This is a genomic window from Polaribacter sp. Z014 (assembly GCF_023555435.1).
GTDB lineage: Bacteria > Bacteroidota > Bacteroidia > Flavobacteriales > Flavobacteriaceae > Polaribacter.
Genome location: NZ_JALCZP010000003.1, coordinates 232,269 through 250,227, shown reverse-complemented (window position 1 = coordinate 250,227; position 17,959 = coordinate 232,269). Strand labels below are relative to the sequence as shown.

19 protein-coding genes are annotated in these 17,959 nt (G+C 29.4%); 8 read left to right on the top strand and 11 right to left on the bottom strand.

What is annotated here, in order from left to right; all coding sequences use genetic code 11:
- Window positions 1-16: 16 nt before the first annotated feature.
- Both MPF19_RS06325 and MPF19_RS06320 read right to left on the bottom strand, forming a co-directional pair.
- On the bottom strand, window positions 17-1,324 hold the full coding sequence (locus MPF19_RS06325) for a DUF819 family protein (RefSeq protein ID WP_203393547.1): 1,308 nt from the start codon (window positions 1,322-1,324) through the stop codon (window positions 17-19).
- A gap of 2 nt (window positions 1,325-1,326) precedes the next feature.
- Window positions 1,327-2,001 carry a DUF2490 domain-containing protein gene (locus MPF19_RS06320; protein ID WP_249987284.1) on the bottom strand — a complete coding sequence of 225 codons (675 nt, stop codon included), beginning with the start codon at window positions 1,999-2,001 and terminating at the stop codon, window positions 1,327-1,329.
- A gap of 451 nt (window positions 2,002-2,452) precedes the next feature.
- Between MPF19_RS06320 and MPF19_RS06315 the strand changes: the two genes are divergently transcribed.
- Both MPF19_RS06315 and MPF19_RS06310 read left to right on the top strand, forming a co-directional pair.
- The gene (locus MPF19_RS06315) at window positions 2,453-2,875 is read left to right on the top strand and encodes a hypothetical protein (RefSeq protein ID WP_203393545.1); all 423 of its coding nucleotides are present in this window, start codon (window positions 2,453-2,455) and stop codon (window positions 2,873-2,875) included.
- A 17-nt stretch (window positions 2,876-2,892) separates the two neighbouring features.
- Complete coding sequence (locus tag MPF19_RS06310; protein WP_249987282.1) at window positions 2,893-3,294, top strand: hypothetical protein; 402 nt, start codon at window positions 2,893-2,895, stop codon at window positions 3,292-3,294.
- Between the two features lie 108 nt (window positions 3,295-3,402).
- On the opposite strand, the gene MPF19_RS06305 is transcribed toward MPF19_RS06310, so the two are convergent.
- The 5 genes from MPF19_RS06305 to MPF19_RS06285 all read right to left on the bottom strand — a co-directional run bounded on the left by MPF19_RS06305 (window position 3,403) and on the right by MPF19_RS06285 (window position 6,085).
- Window positions 3,403-3,567 carry a type II toxin-antitoxin system antitoxin gene (locus tag MPF19_RS06305; RefSeq protein ID WP_158838091.1) on the bottom strand — a complete coding sequence of 55 codons (165 nt, stop codon included), beginning with the start codon at window positions 3,565-3,567 and terminating at the stop codon, window positions 3,403-3,405.
- A gap of 1 nt (window position 3,568) precedes the next feature.
- The gene (locus MPF19_RS06300; protein ID WP_249987281.1) at window positions 3,569-4,492 is read right to left on the bottom strand and encodes an alpha/beta hydrolase; all 924 of its coding nucleotides are present in this window, start codon (window positions 4,490-4,492) and stop codon (window positions 3,569-3,571) included.
- A gap of 1 nt (window position 4,493) precedes the next feature.
- Complete coding sequence (locus MPF19_RS06295; RefSeq protein WP_249987280.1) at window positions 4,494-4,994, bottom strand: hypothetical protein; 501 nt, start codon at window positions 4,992-4,994, stop codon at window positions 4,494-4,496.
- Window position 4,995: 1 nt separating this feature from the next.
- Window positions 4,996-5,163: a DUF4177 domain-containing protein gene (locus tag MPF19_RS06290; RefSeq protein WP_203393541.1), complete on the bottom strand. Its 168-nt coding sequence runs from the start codon at window positions 5,161-5,163 to the stop codon at window positions 4,996-4,998.
- Window positions 5,164-5,224: 61 nt separating this feature from the next.
- Window positions 5,225-6,085, bottom strand: a complete 861-nt coding sequence (locus MPF19_RS06285; protein WP_203393540.1) for an SPFH domain-containing protein — start codon at window positions 6,083-6,085, stop codon at window positions 5,225-5,227.
- Window positions 6,086-6,229: 144 nt separating this feature from the next.
- Here MPF19_RS06285 and MPF19_RS06280 point away from each other — a divergent pair, with 144 nt between their 5' ends.
- From MPF19_RS06280 to MPF19_RS06270, 3 genes are all read left to right on the top strand, one after another.
- Window positions 6,230-6,991: a S1/P1 nuclease gene (locus MPF19_RS06280; protein ID WP_249987279.1), complete on the top strand. Its 762-nt coding sequence runs from the start codon at window positions 6,230-6,232 to the stop codon at window positions 6,989-6,991.
- Between the two features lie 177 nt (window positions 6,992-7,168).
- Window positions 7,169-7,609, top strand: a complete 441-nt coding sequence (locus MPF19_RS06275) for a TlpA disulfide reductase family protein (RefSeq protein WP_249987278.1) — start codon at window positions 7,169-7,171, stop codon at window positions 7,607-7,609.
- Between the two features lie 16 nt (window positions 7,610-7,625).
- Window positions 7,626-8,231, top strand: coding sequence for a thioredoxin family protein (locus tag MPF19_RS06270; protein ID WP_249987276.1), 606 nt, complete (start codon window positions 7,626-7,628; stop codon window positions 8,229-8,231).
- A gap of 113 nt (window positions 8,232-8,344) precedes the next feature.
- Here MPF19_RS06270 and MPF19_RS06265 read toward each other — a convergent pair whose 3' ends face one another.
- The 4 genes from MPF19_RS06265 to MPF19_RS06250 all read right to left on the bottom strand — a co-directional run bounded on the left by MPF19_RS06265 (window position 8,345) and on the right by MPF19_RS06250 (window position 12,451).
- Window positions 8,345-9,580: a DEAD/DEAH box helicase gene (locus MPF19_RS06265; RefSeq protein WP_249987275.1), complete on the bottom strand. Its 1,236-nt coding sequence runs from the start codon at window positions 9,578-9,580 to the stop codon at window positions 8,345-8,347.
- A 332-nt stretch (window positions 9,581-9,912) separates the two neighbouring features.
- The gene (locus MPF19_RS06260) at window positions 9,913-10,908 is read right to left on the bottom strand and encodes an MlaD family protein (protein WP_203393535.1); all 996 of its coding nucleotides are present in this window, start codon (window positions 10,906-10,908) and stop codon (window positions 9,913-9,915) included.
- A 5-nt stretch (window positions 10,909-10,913) separates the two neighbouring features.
- Window positions 10,914-11,675 (bottom strand): ABC transporter ATP-binding protein, encoded by a 762-nt coding sequence (locus MPF19_RS06255; RefSeq protein WP_203393534.1) that lies wholly within the window; start codon window positions 11,673-11,675, stop codon window positions 10,914-10,916.
- Window positions 11,675-12,451, bottom strand: coding sequence for an ABC transporter permease (locus MPF19_RS06250; protein ID WP_284041403.1), 777 nt, complete (start codon window positions 12,449-12,451; stop codon window positions 11,675-11,677). The genes MPF19_RS06255 and MPF19_RS06250 overlap by 1 nt, the downstream gene beginning before the upstream one ends.
- A gap of 411 nt (window positions 12,452-12,862) precedes the next feature.
- Here MPF19_RS06250 and cls point away from each other — a divergent pair, with 411 nt between their 5' ends.
- The 3 genes from cls (at window position 12,863) to MPF19_RS06235 (ending at window position 17,958) form a co-directional block, all read left to right on the top strand.
- Complete coding sequence (cls, locus tag MPF19_RS06245) at window positions 12,863-14,293, top strand: cardiolipin synthase (protein ID WP_284041402.1); 1,431 nt, start codon at window positions 12,863-12,865, stop codon at window positions 14,291-14,293.
- Window positions 14,294-14,364: 71 nt separating this feature from the next.
- Window positions 14,365-15,132, top strand: a complete 768-nt coding sequence (locus MPF19_RS06240) for a patatin-like phospholipase family protein (protein WP_284041401.1) — start codon at window positions 14,365-14,367, stop codon at window positions 15,130-15,132.
- Window positions 15,133-15,225: 93 nt separating this feature from the next.
- Complete coding sequence (locus MPF19_RS06235; protein ID WP_249987272.1) at window positions 15,226-17,958, top strand: PAS domain-containing sensor histidine kinase; 2,733 nt, start codon at window positions 15,226-15,228, stop codon at window positions 17,956-17,958.
- Window position 17,959 lies beyond the last annotated feature (1 nt).

Genomic DNA, 17,959 nt, shown 5'->3' with positions numbered 1-17,959 from the left:
ATATCTTCATTATTATTTAAAGTGTTGCAGATAATTCCATTAAAATGGTACATAAAATAGCACCGATTGTTCCTATAGCATAACCAAAAACTGCCAATAAAACACCAACCGTTGCCAAAGAAGGATGAAAAGCTTGTGCTACAATTGGGGCAGAAGCAGCGCCACCAACATTTGCTTGGCTACCAACAGCTAAAAAGAAATAAGGCGCTTTAATTAATTTGGCAACTAAAATTAATAATCCCGCGTGTATAGACATCCAAACAAGTCCAATTGCAATTAAGCCTACATTGTCAAAAATCATTGCTAAATCCATTTTCATACCAATAGTGGCAACTAAAACGTAAATAAAAACACTTCCAATTTTACTAGCACCTGCACCTTCGTAATTTTTGGCTTTTGTAAAAGATAAAATAACAGCAATTATTGTAGAAATACTAATTAGCCAAAAGAATCCTGAGTCTAAAAAAGTAAAGATATTTCTCCAGGTTTCAGATTCAATACTTGCTACTAGATTGCTGAAAAAAGAACTTAAATAAGCAGAAGCAAAATGACCAAAACCTACAGTACCAAAAGCAATTGCAAGAATAATCATAAAGTCTGTTACCGTTGGAGTTCTTTTTACTTTTTTAGCAAAAGTAGATACTTTTTCTTTTAAATCTTCAATAGCAGAGGTATCTGCCCCCAACCATTTGTCTATTTTATCCTTTTTACCAATTCCTATTAATAAAATAGCCATCCAAATATTAGCAACAACGATATCAACAAAGACCATTCCTCCATATTTTGCCGGATTGTATTTGTAAATTTCTAACATGGCAGTTTGGTTTGCACCACCTCCAATCCAACTACCAGCAAGGGTAGATAAACCACGCCAAACGGCATCAAAATCTGATCCACCAACAGTTTCTGGTGAGAAAATTGAAATTAGTAAAATGGCTATTGGTCCTCCAATAATAATACCCACAGTTCCGGTAAAAAACATAATTAATGCTTTAGAACCTAAGTTAAAAATTGCTTTTAAATCGATGCTTAGTGTCATTAGAACTAAGGCAGCCGGTAATAAAAATCGACTAGAAATATAATACAATTGAGTTTTTCCTTTTATTATTTCTCCTGCAGAATTTAAGGTTTCCCATTCTGGGGATATTATTCCTGCAGTTGTAAAGATGGCAGGGATAAAATATGCCATAAATAAACCTGGTACAATTTTGTAAAATTTATGCCAAAAACCACTGGTTTTACTTTCTGTATAGAAAACAAAGCCGAGTGATAACATTAAGATTCCAAAAACGATTGCATCATTAGTAAAAGTGGGTGTGGTCATACTTATATTGTTTTTTTAGTAAAGTCTGTATTTATAAGAACTCCTAATTGAAGTCTGTGAAGACCACTGTTAGAAAATTTTGTGTAAAAATAACCTAATTTTAGTTTTAGATTTTTGCTGATTTTTTTAAGCAGGCCTACTCCAGTTCTGTTTTGACTGTATGCTTTTGATGCAAATTTTATAAAGAGCTCACTAAAAGCATAGGTTTCTAAGTTTTTAGAAATTGGGTAGTTTAAAAACAACCCATATCTTATTCTATGTGCTACCGTATTTATTAAGTTTTTTCTTTTAAACCTTTGTGCTAATCGCACACGATGTTTTACTTTAATTTTCCCCCAATTATCTTTGATATTTAGATCTTGATAAAACCGATATTCATATAAAACGGGAGCATCACTTTTGTAAGATGTATCTGTTATTGAATATACACCACCAGCTGTAACATTAATTTTAGGATTAAAAGTATAGTTGATACCAACCCTATAAATTTCTTGTTGGTATTCTGTAGCTAGTTCATAATATCTAAAATGCGCGCTTGTTTTAAGTTTTACATTTTTAGATAATTTATGAGTACCATTATACATATACCAAGTTCCTAATTTGTCTTCTGCTGTAGATTGTGCTTGTAGTTTAAAGCAACAAAACAATAAACATAGAAATCCTATTTTTTTATTCATAAAAGGGTAAGTTGAAAAAAATTAGTTTCATAGATTTTGATCAAGGAGCCAATATACAAAATTGCAAACGCTCAATATAAAATGAGGGTTTATTTTTAATGGTTATGTTGTTTTTATTTTTAATGAAATGAATTTATGAGGTTTTGTGATAGTAGATAATTAATTTTTAAGATACTTTGGTTGTACTCTAATTTAAGAGATGTTTTTTTAATGCATTACCTTCAATTTCTTATATTTGGGTAACGATGTAATTCGCTATAGGTAAAAATATATCTATTTCAATTTTTTTTATTTTCATCGTTATAATAAAGTAAGAAATAGTGTTGATATGTTTTGTCTAAACGGTAGTTTCTGAGATTGTATTGTAACTAAGGGAGATTATAAGTTTTAAATTTAAAGTAATTAACAATTAATAATATAGGTGTCAAAAAGCTAAATAATAACTTAAAAAATGGATTTTTATACAGAAATATTTAAAGGCAAAAATAAAAGACTAATAGTTGAAGGAGATAAAGAGGTCCTTATTTATAGTTTAGATCAAGAAAAAACATATCGTGGGTTAAAGACAGAAAAACCAAATAAGCTAATAAATGCGAATATTTTAAATTCAGAAAAAAATAGATCTGGTAGAGGTACTTATTTAATTGATCCTCCTAGAATAAAGATACCGTTTTTTAAAATATACAAACGTACTTTACCTTCTGTTATTTGTAGAGCTGATGTAAAGTTTGATGGGGTAATAGATAATTGTGATTTTTCTAGTCTTACTATTGTATGGTTTCAAGATGATTTTGCATTTCCTATAGAAAATAAGATTCTTAAGAAAATCAAAGAGATACCTTATAGTTTAGTGTGTAATAAATATTCTTATTAAAAATTGAAGGTAAAAAGATGCGTCATAAAATAATAGTTGATGGTAATTTAGAAGTTTATATCAGTAGTATTGAGCAAAACTTAACGTATAGTAATTTGTTGGAAGGCTTTCCGAATCAAAGTTATAATGCGGAGATTATTTATAGAGAAGGCAAAGATAAATACTTCAATGAAATTTATGTTATTGATCCTAAACAGACTCAAATATTATATCTTTCAGAAGATAATTATGCAATACCTAAAGTTACCTGCAGAATTACAGTTCGGTCAAATAAAAACTTAAAAGATGCTGGTAAAGATTTTTCTTCTTTAAGAATTGTTTGGTTTCAAGATGATTATGTATTTCCAATCGATAAAGAAATAATTGAGAATCTAAAAGAGATACCTTATCACAAATTATGTGGTGAGTATGAAAATTGAAATTTATGATTACTACGGATTTGATGTTTTTTCAAAAATAAGTACGATTAAATAGAGTAGTTGGTATTATTTACACCAGGTGATCTACAGTATTTAAATGACATTAATTTAGTCCTCTTTTTTCTTAGGTTCTCTTTTTGCATTTTTAAGTGCTTGCATTAGCATCCATTCTATTTGTCCGTTTGTAGAACGAAATTCATCTGCAGCCCATTTTTCAATGGCTTTTATCATGTCTTCATTAACTCGCAACGCGAATGCTTTTTTCTTTGCCATGTTAGCTTTTTATAAATAAAACGATGGTTTTAATTAATTGTTCTGAAATTTGGAATTCTGAAGAATAATAAGACTTAATATTGTCTTCCTCTTTTTGAATGTCCTTTAAAACATGATTCATATTTTTTATAATCACCAATTCAGATGTTGGATTAGCTTTATGTAGTGCCTTTGCATCTTCAATTTGAACCTGAATATCTTTATCACCATTAATAATTAAAATAGGGATGTGTAGCTTTTTAATTTCTGTTTTAGGATTTAACTGCATCCAATCGTATAAAAAAGGTTGATTTCTTTCACCAAATATGCTCATTAAAAACGGATGTACCGTTTTAATTTTACCTTTTACTCTTAAAGTGTCAAATTGCTTTCTTGCAGCAATACCTAAATTAGGATTATTTTTTGAAATTTGTTTTATAATGGTTTCATCAATCTGTTCTCCTGCTCCAGCAATAGAAATATATTTGTCAACGTTTTTTGCTGCCATCATAGCAATTAAAGAACCTTGACTATGACCAACTAATATAATTTCAGAAAAACGATTGTCGTTTTTAAAATGAGAAATTACTTTTTCTACATCAACGGTAAAATCTGTAATCTTGGTATCTTTTAATAAAGCCCTATTATTCTTGTTGGCCGTTCTTTTATCATAACTAAAAAAAGCAATGTTTTCTTTATTGATGGAATCTCTAAATTGTTTAATATAATTAGCTTTCACGTTTTGTGCAGGTTGATTTCCATTTCTATCTACAGGTCCAGAGCCATGAACCCAAATAATTAAGGGCGTATTTTCTTCCATAAAAGTTAACGTTCCAGGAAGTTCTATGGTTCTATTTTTTATTAAAATTTCTTCGGATTTTACTTGTGCAAAAGAAACCGATATTCCAAAAAGGGTGACTACTAAATAGGTAATTATACGAATCATATTAATTTATTTTTAAACTATAAGTTTCTAAAACTCTTTTTGCTTCTTCCTTTAATTGTGTTCCTATTAATAATTTTTCGCCATCTTTTAGGAGTAATTGAATGCCAATATTTCCAGAAACATTTACAGCTTTTTCTCTTCCTTTGTTAAAGAAAAAACCACCTTTTATACCCCAACCACCAAATTCTGTAATAGGTTGATATTTTCTTACATAAGCCTTAGAAATTTCATTCCAAGGAATTGTTTTTACTGAAAAATGTAAAGGAAAAAATTGGTAATGAATTCCTTTTTCATCAATTCTAGAGGTTAATTTAAATAAAAAAATTACGGCAATAGAAACTACAATGGTAATAATAGTTGTTAGAAAATCTTTGATAGTTACAGGTGTGTTTTCTTCTATATGTTTTTTTATAATTATTGCTATTGGCACAATTGTACTAAAAATCAAAACTAAAATCAACCAAGTTTGTCTAAAGCGCTGTTTTTCTTTAAAAACTTTCATATTATCTGTTTTTGTCTTTTTCTAAAACAGCATATACACCACCATTAGTATTGGCATATACATTAATTACACGCCAACCTTGTTTTGCATATGAATTAATCTCCTCTTCAAACTTATTTTGGCTATTAGACCAAAACATTTTTTGTTTTAAAAATTTATATTCTTTCATGTTTTTAATTTTGTTAAAAAAATAGATTTTAATTTAAAATTTTTAGTCTTTCTAACTGTATTTAATGACTTAAGGTTCCTGCGTTTACAACAGGAGACGCTTCTTTGTCTCCACATAAAATAACCAACAAATTGCTTACCATTGCTGCTTTGCGTTCATCATCTAGCTCAACAATTTGCTTTCTGTTTAATTCATTCAAAGCCATTTCTACCATTTCCACAGCACCTTGTACAATTTTATGTCTAGCAGCAACAATTGCAGTTGCCTGTTGTCTTTTTAACATGGCAGAAGCAATTTCTTGAGCATACGCTAAATACCCTATTCTTGCTTCTAAAACCTCTATCCCTGCAATAGATAAACGCTCGTCAATTTCTTTTTCTAAAGCTTCAGAAACTTCATTAACACTAGAACGTAAAGTAATATCTTCATCATGGCCTTCATCAGCAAAATTATCATATGGATACATACTTGCTAACTTTCTAACGGCAGCATCTGTTTGTACGCGTACAAAGTTTTCGTAATTATCAACATCAAAAGCAGCCTTGTAAGTGTCTGTTACTCTCCAAACCAAAATAGTGGAAATCATTATTGGGTTTCCTAATTTATCATTTACTTTTAAACGTTCACTATCAAAATTACTAGCTCTTAATGAAATAGATTTTTTTCTGAATAGTGGATTCGCCCAAAACAAACCATTTTCTTTTATAGTACCTACATATTTACCAAATAACAAAATAACTTTAGAAGTGTTTGGGTTTACCAAGATAAAACCGAAAAAGCCAATAAAACCTATTAAAGAAACAATGATGTAAAGAATAGTTTCATTTAAAACGCATAATGCAATTCCTCCAAAAAATAGTACTAATACAATTAACAACATTAGATAACCGTTGGCAGGTTTAATAATTTTCTCTTCTTTCATAAGGTTTTATTTAAAATGATATTAAAATGATATCACAAAGATATAGTATATTTTTTGTTATTTACAAAATTGGTGAAGATTATTTTTTATAAATTTGTAGAAACTTAATTATACAAGATCAAGATGCATATTAAATTATTTTTAATGATATCGTTATTTTTTTTCTCAAAACCTACAACAGTAGAAACTGTGTTTTGGGGGCCTACAGGACATAGAACTACGGCTAAAATTGCTGAAAAACATTTAACAAACAAGACGAAAAGAAAAATTGATAAATTGTTAAAAGGGCAAAGTTTAGCTTTTGTATCGACATATGGAGATCAAATAAAATCTGATAAGAAATACAATAAATTTTACTCTTGGCATTATGTAAATATGGATTTGGATGAAAAGTATGCGGATGCAGAAAAAAATCCTAAAGGAGATTTGGTTACAGGAATTCATAAATGTGTGCAAGTTTTAAAAGATAAAAATAGTTCTGAAGAGGATAAAGTTTTCTATTTAAAAATATTGGTTCATTTAGTGGGAGATTTACATCAACCATTACACATCGGACAAAGAGAAGATAAAGGAGGAAATGGAATACAGGTTCAGTGGTTTGGTACTGGTACAAATTTACATACCGTTTGGGATTCTAAAATGATTGAAGAATGGAATATGAGTTATGGAGAATTGGCTGATAACGCAAAAGATTTATCTAAATCAGAAATTAAAGCCATAGAAAACGGAACGGTTGTAGAGTGGGTAGATGAAGTACATGAAATTACAAAAGATGTATATAGTTCTGCAAAAGTAGGAGAAAATCTAAAATATAGATATTCTTATGATTATTTAGGTACTGTGAGAACGCAATTACAAAAAGGAGGAATTAGATTGGCTAAAATTTTAAACGAAATATTTGGTTAAAAACCGTCAATACTTTATACAAAAGCCTCATAAATTTATTTTTATGAGGCTTTTTAGTTAAGGATTAGTTAATTGTTTTTTATTAAGATATCTTCTTTGTAATTTTATAAAATGCTAAAAAAATGTTTTTATTCTTTATTTTTTTTCGCGCTTTTATTTTCTTGTAAAAAGGAAGCGATGAAAAAGGAATCGGAAAAGGTTTCTTCGGTTACGTCTTATACTTACAATGAATTAAAACCTTTGTTAGAAAAAGATGATGGCAAAACGTATGTAATAAATTTTTGGGCAACATGGTGTGCACCTTGCGTAAAAGAATTACCAGCGTTTGAAAAATTGAACCAAGAATATGCCGCTAAAAACGTAGAAGTTATTTTAGTAAGTTTAGATTTTCCGAAACAAGTAGATAAAAGATTAATTCCTTTTATCAATAAAAATAATTTGCAATCTAAAGTTGTTTTATTAAATGATGTAAATGAAGATGTTTGGATAAAAGCAATTGATTCTACATGGTCTGGAGCTTTGCCAGCAACGTTAATTTACAATGCAAAAGGTAGAAAGTTTTATGAGCAATCTTTCGATTATGAGAAATTAGAAACTGAATTACAATCCATTTTATAAACTTAAATGAATCCATATGAAATTTACAAAATCCATTTTATTGCTATTAGTAATTATTGTTGCAAGTGCATTTACTATTAAAACTGCAGGTGGTTATAAAGTAGGTGATACTGTAGCCGATTTTAAATTAAAAAATATTGATAATAAAATGGTTTCCTTATCGGATTATAAGGAAGCAAAAGGGTTTGTTATTATTTTTACATGTAACCATTGTCCGTATTCTATGGCAAATGAAGATAGAATAATTGCTTTAGATAAAAAATATAAGAAATTAGGATATCCTGTAATTGCTATAAACCCAAATGACCCAAAAGCCTCGAAAGGAGATAGTTTTGAGGATATGAAGGTTAAGGCAAAAGAGAAAGGATTTACGTTTCCTTATTTATATGATGAAGGTCAGACTGTATATCCAAAATTTGGAGCAACAAAAACTCCGCATGTCTTTATTGTAAGCAAGCCAACAATGAAGGTAGAATATATTGGGGCTATAGATAATAGTTCTAGAGACGCAGATGCAGTGACAGAAAAATATGTAGAAAATGTAATTGATGCTTTATTAGCAGGGAAAAAACCTACAAAAACAACAACAAGAGCAATAGGTTGCTCTATAAAAACTTTATAAGAAAAATGATTTGGATGATTAATTGAACTTTTTCCTCTAATAATTAAAAACCCCAAGTTTTAACTTGGGGTTTTTTTATGGCTTATTTTAAATTAAAAAACAAATTGGTTTTTTTAATACCAACGTTTTTTATTCTTTTTAGATGCTTCAGATTTTCTTCCTTTAGTGTGTTTACTAACAGTGTTTGGTTGTTTTTTTCTGTGTTTTGGTGGTGCAATAGGATACGGATGTTCTGCAATCACTTTAATTGGCTTTTCAATTAAAGTTTCAATTAATTTAATGTAGGCATTTTCATCTGGAGAACAGAAAGAAAAAGCAATTCCAGATTTTCCTGCTCTACCGGTTCTACCAATTCTATGAATATAGGTTTCTGGTATATTAGGAATATCAAAATTAATAATAGCATCTACATTTGTAATATCAATACCACGTGCGGCAACATCAGTAGCAATTAAGATATTAGCTTTCTTATTTTTAAAATCTTCTATTGCTTTATTTCTTATCGCCTGTGTTTTATCACCATGAATACTGGTAACTTTATATCCATTTTTATTTAAAGATTCCTCCAGTTTGTCAACACCAAATTTTGTACGTCTAAAAATAATTATTTTCCCATTTATGGTATTTCTTAGCAAGTGTAAACATAAATCTGTCTTGTTTTTTTTAGGAAGATAATATAATAATTGACCAATATTTTTTGCTGTAGTTTCTTCTGGGTTTATTTCAATTTTAATAGGACTTTTTAAAATCCTTTTAGCTAATTCATCTATTTTTTCTGGTATAGTAGCAGAAAAAAGTAAGGTTTGCTTTTTCTTAGGACATAATGCTTCTATCTTTTTTACATCGGCAATAAAGCCCATGTCTAACATTAAATCTGCTTCATCTAATACAAAAATTTCAATAGCACTTAAATCGATGTTACCTTGTAATTGTAAGTCAATTAACCTACCAGGTGTTGCTACTAAAACATCTACACCTTTTGCTAATATTTCTTTTTGAGGTTCTAAAGAAACACCTCCAAAAACAGCTGTAGTTGTTAAATTTGTGTATTTGCTATAGCTAACAAAGTTTTCTAGAATTTGAATTGCTAATTCTCTAGTTGGTGTAATAATTAAAGATTTTATCTTCTTTACTTTTTGTTCTGCAGCTTCATTATCTAGCAAAAGTTGAATAATTGGCAATGCAAAAGCGGCAGTTTTTCCTGTACCTGTTTGTGCAGAAACAATTACATTTTTTTTAGCTAACACTAAAGGAATTGCTTTTTCTTGTACTTGTGTTGGTGTATGAAATCGCTCTTCAGCAACTGCTTTTAAGATAGATTTATGTAAGGGTAATTCAGAAAACTGCATTTAAATATTTTTAATGCAAAGATAGTTTAATTGTATCTATAGTTTTTGATGATTTTTGTGTTTTAAAAAGCTGTTTTTTTTGGTAGATTTTATAGGAAGGATTCTTTAATACATCAACTTTGTAAAAGTCAAAAAACACTTAGTTTTCAGTTTGAGATGGACATAGAGTGTGAAATGTCAATATTATTTATAGCAAAAAACACAAAAAAAACTTAAGTAATACATTGTAGAAAAGTGAAATACTTTACTTACTACATCATAAAATGCTGTTTAGAACAGCATCGCATTTGATAAAGTTTTACATCAATTTCTTGTTTGGTATAAAAAATAAATCAATCTTTTAGCTTTTTTGCAGCTTCTTTTTGTGCTTTTCGTTCTAGTTTTCTAAAATAACCTCGAGTTAGAAAATTATGTTTTAAAGCTTCCATATTTTGGTTGAATTTATCTGAACCTTCATTAATATTTTTAAGTGTAGATTTTAAATTATTTACCAGCATGGTATCTTTTACAACATAGTTATAAGCACCATTACTAGTATTAAAATTATCTACTAAAGCATTCACATTTTTCAAAAGGCCTTCCATTTCTAAACTAGATGCTTCTAGATAGTTTACGGTGTGTTTTAGTTTTTTACCAGAAATAGTATCATTTAAAAGCATACCCAAAACGGTATTATCATTTGTTTTTATAGAAGAAACGATTGCTTTTAATTCAAAAATGGTATTTGTTGCACCTAGACTTGCTATTTTAAGATTGGCTATGGATTGTTTTAAATTGTTAGCCATAATGGTATCATTAAGTAAAACACCAATTGTACCTTGTCCTTGGGTTATACGTTTGGTTATTTTTAATAAGTCTGATGTTAGTATCGCTGCATTTTCAGAACTAGTATTAAGCGTATTCAAAATGTCATCAGTTCCTATTTTACTGTAAGATTCTATAATGTCTTCATCTTCTATCATTTTAGAAACTCCCTTACCCGGAACAATATTAACAATCATGTTACCAACCAAACCATCTGAACCAATAGTTGCAATGGCATTTTTTTTGATACGTGAAATAATTTTTTGTTGAATGGCCATTTCTACTTTTATAATGGAATCATTAACCATAGTAATATCTTTAACAGTACCAATATCAATACCAGAATATCTTACATTATTTCCTGTTTGTAGCCCATTTACATTCTTAAAATTAGAACTTAACGTAAATGTTTTTATAAACAAATCTTTACGTTGCCCAATAAGATAAAGACCAACTATAAATAGAATGGTGCCTATAAGAACAAAAGAACCTAATCGTATTTTTTGTGTGTTTGTTTTTTTCATGATCATTAATTTTTAAAAAAGGCTTTAATCTTTGGATCTTTAGAACTTGATAATTCCTGAAAGGTTCCAACGGCATAATCGATACCATCGATAAGCAATATCATTCTGTCAGAAATTGCACGAGCGCAATCCACATCATGAGTTATAATAAGTGAAGACGTATTGTATTTTTTCTGTATGTCTTGCATCAATATTGTAATTTCTTTGGATGTAATAGGGTCTAATCCTGTAGTAGGCTCATCATAAAGAATTATTTTTGGTTGCAGTATTAGTGTTCTCGCTAAAGCCACACGACGTTTCATACCACCTGATAATTCAGAAGGCATTAAATCTACCGTATTGGCTAAATCTACATTGGTCAATGCTTCCATTACAAGTCTTTCTGTATTTGAATCTGTTTCCGTTTTTTTAGAATGGTGTCTTAATGGGAATTCTAAATTTTCTCTCACTGTCATTGAATCATATAAAGCACTACCTTGAAACAGAAAACCAATATCTGCCCTTAAAACATCTAAAGCTTCTTGGGTTAATTTAGTAAGATCTTGTCCCATAACGGATATTATACCACTATCAGCTTCAATTAAACCAACAAGACATTTTATCATAACTGATTTTCCGGATCCCGATTTTCCCATGATCACTAAATTTTCACCTTTATAAAGTTTCATATTAAAACCGTTTAGGACATGGTTTTTGCCAAAGCTTTTATGCAGGTTTTTAACTTCTAGAACGATGTTATTGGGTGATATTATTTTTTCTTTTTTCATTAGTCATAGAAAATATTAGTTACAAAAACGGCAATAAAATCGATAATAAATAATAATAAAGAACTGATAACTACCGCAGAATTAGCAGCTTTTCCAACTCCTTCTGTACCTTTTTCGCAGTAATAGCCTTTATAGCAACCCACAATACCAATGGCTGCACCAAAAAAGAATGATTTTATGGTAGCGGGAAGTATATCTCCAAATTCTAACGAATTAAAAACTTCATTAAAATACAATGTAAATGATACATTTCCTTTAATATTTTCAATTATATAAGATCCCAATAGCGCAAATGCATCACCAATTACAATTAATAATGGTAACATAAGGGTAATTGCTAGCACACGAGTAACTACTAAATATTTAAAAGGATTAGTGCCAGAAACTTCCATAGCATCAATTTGTTCGGTAACGCGCATAGAACCTAATTCTGCACCAATACCAGAACCAATTCTACCAGCACAAACCAGCGCGATTATTATAGGACCAATTTCTCTTACAATAGATATGCTAACCATAGAAGGCATCCAAGATACAGCACCAAATTCCATTAAGGTTGGTCGTGTTTGTAAGTCTAATACTAAGCCAATAATAAAGCTGGTTATACCCACTAGTAATAAAGAACGGTTTCCCATATTGTAACATTGGCGCAACAATTCTTTGGTTTCAAACGGGCGCTTAAATGTTTCTTTGAAAAAGTGACTTGTAAAATAGGTTAAATCGCCTAGTTCAATTAAGAGTAGATTTAATTGTGTTTTAAGTTTAGCAATACCCAAAATAATTTATTTAAAAATTTAATTAAAAGTATTTAAATAATGCAATTTATAAAATGATGCAGGTCAGTTTAATAAAGTTTATACCTATTTTTTTATGGATATTAGTTTCTATATGTATTTGGTGTTATGTAAAAAAATCTCATCTGGTTTAGATTATTTTTATGCTTTTAGTTTTGTTGTAATTGTTTGTTTGTGAGTTATTTATTTTATTGTGTGAAGTCGTTTTGTGAACTGATCTAAGTCATTCATAGAATACTTTATTTATAATAATTTAGCATAAAAATGAATTATTATTAGTGGGTATACTTTTAATCGTATCAACATTATAAAAAATAATTACTTGTTTAAACGTTTGTTTTAAAAAAGTAACCTTATTACATTTTATTCATAGAAAATAATATTAGTTAACTAATGACGATAGCGCTCGTTCTATATTTTATTTTAGCATTAGCTCTAATGGGGAGACTCTTGCTTTACGGAATACGACCAACCAAAACCTTAGCTTGGTTGTTGGCAATTTTTACGATTCCGGTTGGTGGAATGCTGTTATATTTTATACTTGGTCGTAATCGAAGAAAAAATAAATTCTATACCTTAAAAAAAACAAAATCAATTTCTAAATACTTAAATAAGGTTCACGAATATTATAAAACCATAGATTCAGACTCAGACATTCCTGCATCCATAAAAAAGCATATAAAACTAGTAAAACTCATTATTAAAGGAGCAAATTTTGTTCCTACTGTTGGCAATGAAATAATTCCACTTAAAAATGGAGCAGCTACTTTCGAAGCTATTTTTAAGGCTTTAGAAACTGCAAAAAAGTTCGTTCACATTCAGTATTATATTTTTGAAGAAGGCGATTTGGCTGAAAAATTTAAAACCATATTAATTAAAAAAGCCAAAGAAGGTGTTGAAGTGCGTTTGCTTTATGACGCTTTGGGAAGCAGAACATTAAGTCATACATATATAAACAGTCTAAAAGCAGAAGGCATAGAAGTATTTGGTTTTTTACCTATGAAATTAGGTAGGTTTTTATCATCAATAAATTACCGAAATCATAGAAAAATTGTGGTAGTAGATAGCGTGTATGGTTTTACTGGAGGCATTAATGTTGCAGATAAATACATCTCTGGAGATCCTGATTTAGGTAATTGGTACGATATGCATTTGCAGTTAAAAGGAACGATTGTAAATAGTTTACAATCTGTTTTTGCCATGGATTGGAGCTTTGCGAGTAATTCGGATAATTTATTAAACACACAATATTTCTTGAAACATTCAACCTCTGGAAAAACAGTTGCTCAGGTTGTTGCAGGTGGACCAGATTCAGAATTTTCTGCTATTCAGCAACTTTATTTTTCTATAATTAATAGTGCAAAAAAGTATGTATACATTACCAATCCGTATATTATTCCGGGAGAGGCTTTAAAGGAAGCTATGCAAGTTGCTGCACTAAGTGGCATCGATATTAGATTACTTCTCTCTACAAAATCTGATAGTTTTTTGGTAAAATGGACGGTTCGTTCAATTTTTGAAGATTTACTAGAATCTGGAGTTAAAATTTTTTTATTTCCAGATGGATTTTTACATAGTAAAGTTATTATTTCAGATGATGAGCTTACGACTATTGGAACTGCAAATCTAGATATTAGAAGTTTTGAGCAAAATTATGAAGTCAATGTTTTAATGTATGACAAGGAAATAACAACAAAATTAAAACTAGATTTTATAATAGATTGTAAAAAAAGTAATCAATTAAATTATAATCAATTTCTTAAAAGACCAAAAATAGAACGTTTAAAAGAAGGTTTAGCCAAAGTGTTTAGTCCGGTTTTATAAGAAACTGACCTAAATCAGTATCCGTTCAAAATCAACCTTGTATCTTTATCTATTAAATACAAATCATAAAAATGAATATAGGCTTAGTCCTTTCTGGTGGTGGCGCTCGTGGAGCTGCTCATATAGGAGTAATTAAAGCATTAGAAGAGCAAGGTATTTTTCCTACACATATTGCAGGTACAAGTTCTGGTGCTATTGTTGGTGGCTTATATGCAGCAGGTGTTTCTTGGCCAGAGATATTAAATTTCTTTAAAACCATCACTATTTTTAGTACATATAGATATGCGCGAAATAAACCTGGTTTTTTAAATTCGGCTAATTTTTATGATGACCTCAAAACCTTTTTTCCAATCGACAATTTTGATGCTTTAAAAAAAACATTATTTGTTACTGCTGCAAATATAATTGATGGGTCATCTAAGATATTTAGCCAAGGGCAAGTTATAAAACCTATTATTGCCTCTGCTTCTTTTCCGGGTGTTTTTACGCCTACGGAAATCAATGGTAATTATTATGTTGATGGCGGAACGTTAAACAATTTCCCTGTAGAACCCTTAAAAACAATTTGTACTAAAATTATAGGTGTTTACGTTAATCCCTTAAAAGAAGTTAGTATCAACGATTTAAAACATTCTTATTCTGTAATTGAGCGCGCTTATAAAATTAAAGTAGCAGCAGAATCTATGAACAAATTTCCGGAATGCGATTTAGTTATAACACCCCAAGAATTAGTAGATTATGCAACTTTTGATATGAATAATATTGATACTATTTTTAATTTGGGCTATACAAACACTAAAAAAATATTAGAAAAAAATACGGATTTATTTGTTTCATAATATCAAAAAATTAAATAAGGATATTAAAATATCACGTAGGTTATTTTCTTTAGAAGACAGTTAACATCTCTTAAAAACGAAACGAATTACCAAATGAAGCACATAAAACTTGATACGCTCATTCATAACTTACCAGGTATTGTGTATCGTTCAAAGAACGATGAAAATTTTACTGTAGAGTTTATGAGTGAAGGTTGCTTTGCATTAACAGGATACAAAAGCGAGGAGTTTGTAAATGGAAATGTATTATTTCCTCATTTAATTTTTAAAGAAGATAATAAAGCGATAGCAGAAGATGTACAAAAGGCAATTGCTAACAAAATAGCATTTCTTTTAGAATATCGTATAACTCATAAAAACGGAACAATTAAATATTGTAGAGAAAAAGGTCAAGGAATTTTTGATGTTAATGGAAATCTAATTGCTATGGAAGGGTTTGTACAAGATATTACAAAACAAAAGGAAACCGAACTGCAACTACAAGAAGAAAAAGCAAAAAATAGGGCATTGTTAGAAGCAATTCCAGATATGATGTTTATTCAAGATTTTGAAGGAAATTATACAGATTGTTTTGCGCCAGAATTAGAAAAGTTCTCTATGCCTGTTAAAACTTTAATAGGTGAGAATATGAATAATATATTACCACCGCATGTATATAAAGTAATAAAAAAAGCCCACAAACGTGCTATTAAAAGTGGAGTGCTGCAGGTAGTGGAGTATCACGTAAAGAATAAAAATAAAGAAGATTTTTTTGAAGCGCGCGTAATTCATTTAAATCACCATGGTATTTTAACAATCGTTAGGGATATTACAGAGAAAAAGGCAGCCGAATTAAAGATTATAAAAAACGAAGCCAGAATTTCTGCTTTGTTAGAAACCTTACCAGATGTAATTATTGTTTATGATAAATATGGTAACCTTATAGAACTTCATGCCCCCGATAATTATCAGTTTTCAGTCCCTTATAATGAGCATATTGGAAAAAACATAGATGCCATTCTTCCAAAAGATATTTGTGAAATAATTAGACATGGTTTTTCAGATTGCGAAAAAACAAAGAAACCTAAAACTGTAGAGTATTCCCTTATCATTAATAATAAATTAACACATGTTGAATCTCGAATTATTAAAACATCCGAAGGAAATTTTTTAACCATTATACGAGATGTTACCCAACGTAAAAGTACAGAAATAGAACTCAAAGAAAACGAAGAAAGGCTTCGACTTGCCTTAGAAGCGGGTGAATTTGGCTCTTGGGATTGGAATTTGCTTACCAATAGAATTATAAGAGATGAAAACGAACACTTATTATTTGGTGCAAATTTCAAAAATCAAGCACCTACATTTGAATCATTTATGGCTATGGTTCATGCAGATGATAAAGTGCGGATAAAATTAGCAATCTCTAAAGTTTTAAAAATTGATAGTACGTATACAAATGAATATAGAATTGTATTACCAGATAAATCCATTCGTTGGTTAAAAGCAAAAGGAAAGGTTTATAAAAGCATTAACGGAAAACCTATTAGGATGCTAGGTATAACTCATGATATTACAGCACAAAAAAGAGCCGAACAAAAATTTAAAGAAAGTGAAGATAAGTTACGTAATTATACAGAAGAATTAGAACGAGAAATAACGGAACGGACCAAAGAACTCACTACAACGGTTCAAAAATTAATAGAATCTAATTTAAGTTTAGAAGACCAAATTTTAGTTACAAAAGCCGCAGAGAATAAAATAATACAAAGTAAATTTTTACTAGATAATATTTCTAAAAATTTCCCGAAAGGATTTGTAGTTGTTTGCGATTCTAATTTTAATATTCTTTTGGTTGAAGGAGAAGAAGTAGATGAACTTGGTTTTAGAGGTTTGGCAAATGAAAAAACTTTAATAGATAATGTTATTGGGGTTCCACAAAGCGTAAAAATCAAAGTAAAGGAAAATGTTCTAAAAACATTTAGAGGTAAGCATTGCTCTTTTGAGGTAGGATATCAAAATCGTATCTTTTTAATTAATTCCTCGCCTTTAAGAGATCAAAACAATAACATTACACAAGTTTTATTGGTACATCATAATATAACCAAACAGAAGCAGATAGAATTAAATATTCAAAATAGTTTAAAACAAGAAAAAGAGTTAAGTGAATTAAAATCTCGGTTTATCTCAATGGCATCACATGAGTTTAGAACACCTTTAAGTGCTATTTTATCCTCCGCTATTTTAATAGAGAAACTAAATGCACCAGGAAAAGAAGATAAAAGGTTAAATCATGTATCAAAAATTAGGTCTAATATAAAAAACTTAGTCATTATACTTAATGATTTTTTATCATTAAGTAAATTAAACGAAGGCAAAGTTATAGCGCAACCTTCAACCTTTAATATTATTGATTTTTCTAAATCTGTCATAGAAGAAATGGAAGGGGTTAAAAAAAGGGGGCAAATTATTTTATTTAAGCATCAACAAGAAAATTTAGAAGTGTTTTTAGATTTTAAACTAATGCGCCATATTATTTTCAATTTAATATCAAATGCTATTAAATATTCCGAAGAAAATAAAGAGATTACCTATCAAATAGCATCGAATAATAAACAATTATTTATAACGGTTGTAGATAAAGGTATTGGCATACCTAAAGAAGATTTAGACAATATGTTTAGACGTTTTTATCGAGCCAATAACACAACAAATATACAAGGCACTGGTTTAGGGTTAAATATAACCAAACAATATACCGAACTTATGGGGGGAAAAATTGCCTTTAAAAGTGAATTAAATGTGGGTACCACTTTTTACCTTGAGTTTCCTTTAAATATAGAATGAT

What these genes read in the sequence shown, in the direction of transcription:
- MPF19_RS06325 (WP_203393547.1), bottom strand. Translation starts at nt 1,324, where the DNA reads ATGACCACACCCACTTTTACTAATGATGCAATCGTTTTTGGAATCTTA.
- MPF19_RS06320 (WP_249987284.1), bottom strand. Translation starts at nt 2,001, where the DNA reads ATGAATAAAAAAATAGGATTTCTATGTTTATTGTTTTGTTGCTTTAAA.
- MPF19_RS06315 (WP_203393545.1), top strand. Translation starts at nt 2,453, where the DNA reads ATGGATTTTTATACAGAAATATTTAAAGGCAAAAATAAAAGACTAATA.
- MPF19_RS06310 (WP_249987282.1), top strand. Translation starts at nt 2,893, where the DNA reads ATGCGTCATAAAATAATAGTTGATGGTAATTTAGAAGTTTATATCAGT.
- MPF19_RS06305 (WP_158838091.1), bottom strand. Translation starts at nt 3,567, where the DNA reads ATGGCAAAGAAAAAAGCATTCGCGTTGCGAGTTAATGAAGACATGATA.
- MPF19_RS06300 (WP_249987281.1), bottom strand. Translation starts at nt 4,492, where the DNA reads ATGATTCGTATAATTACCTATTTAGTAGTCACCCTTTTTGGAATATCG.
- MPF19_RS06295 (WP_249987280.1), bottom strand. Translation starts at nt 4,994, where the DNA reads ATGAAAGTTTTTAAAGAAAAACAGCGCTTTAGACAAACTTGGTTGATT.
- MPF19_RS06290 (WP_203393541.1), bottom strand. Translation starts at nt 5,163, where the DNA reads ATGAAAGAATATAAATTTTTAAAACAAAAAATGTTTTGGTCTAATAGC.
- MPF19_RS06285 (WP_203393540.1), bottom strand. Translation starts at nt 6,085, where the DNA reads ATGAAAGAAGAGAAAATTATTAAACCTGCCAACGGTTATCTAATGTTG.
- MPF19_RS06280 (WP_249987279.1), top strand. Translation starts at nt 6,230, where the DNA reads ATGATATCGTTATTTTTTTTCTCAAAACCTACAACAGTAGAAACTGTG.
- MPF19_RS06275 (WP_249987278.1), top strand. Translation starts at nt 7,169, where the DNA reads ATGAAAAAGGAATCGGAAAAGGTTTCTTCGGTTACGTCTTATACTTAC.
- MPF19_RS06270 (WP_249987276.1), top strand. Translation starts at nt 7,626, where the DNA reads ATGAAATTTACAAAATCCATTTTATTGCTATTAGTAATTATTGTTGCA.
- MPF19_RS06265 (WP_249987275.1), bottom strand. Translation starts at nt 9,580, where the DNA reads ATGCAGTTTTCTGAATTACCCTTACATAAATCTATCTTAAAAGCAGTT.
- MPF19_RS06260 (WP_203393535.1), bottom strand. Translation starts at nt 10,908, where the DNA reads ATGAAAAAAACAAACACACAAAAAATACGATTAGGTTCTTTTGTTCTT.
- MPF19_RS06255 (WP_203393534.1), bottom strand. Translation starts at nt 11,675, where the DNA reads ATGAAAAAAGAAAAAATAATATCACCCAATAACATCGTTCTAGAAGTT.
- cls (WP_284041402.1), top strand. Translation starts at nt 12,863, where the DNA reads ATGACGATAGCGCTCGTTCTATATTTTATTTTAGCATTAGCTCTAATG.
- MPF19_RS06240 (WP_284041401.1), top strand. Translation starts at nt 14,365, where the DNA reads ATGAATATAGGCTTAGTCCTTTCTGGTGGTGGCGCTCGTGGAGCTGCT.
- MPF19_RS06235 (WP_249987272.1), top strand. Translation starts at nt 15,226, where the DNA reads ATGAAGCACATAAAACTTGATACGCTCATTCATAACTTACCAGGTATT.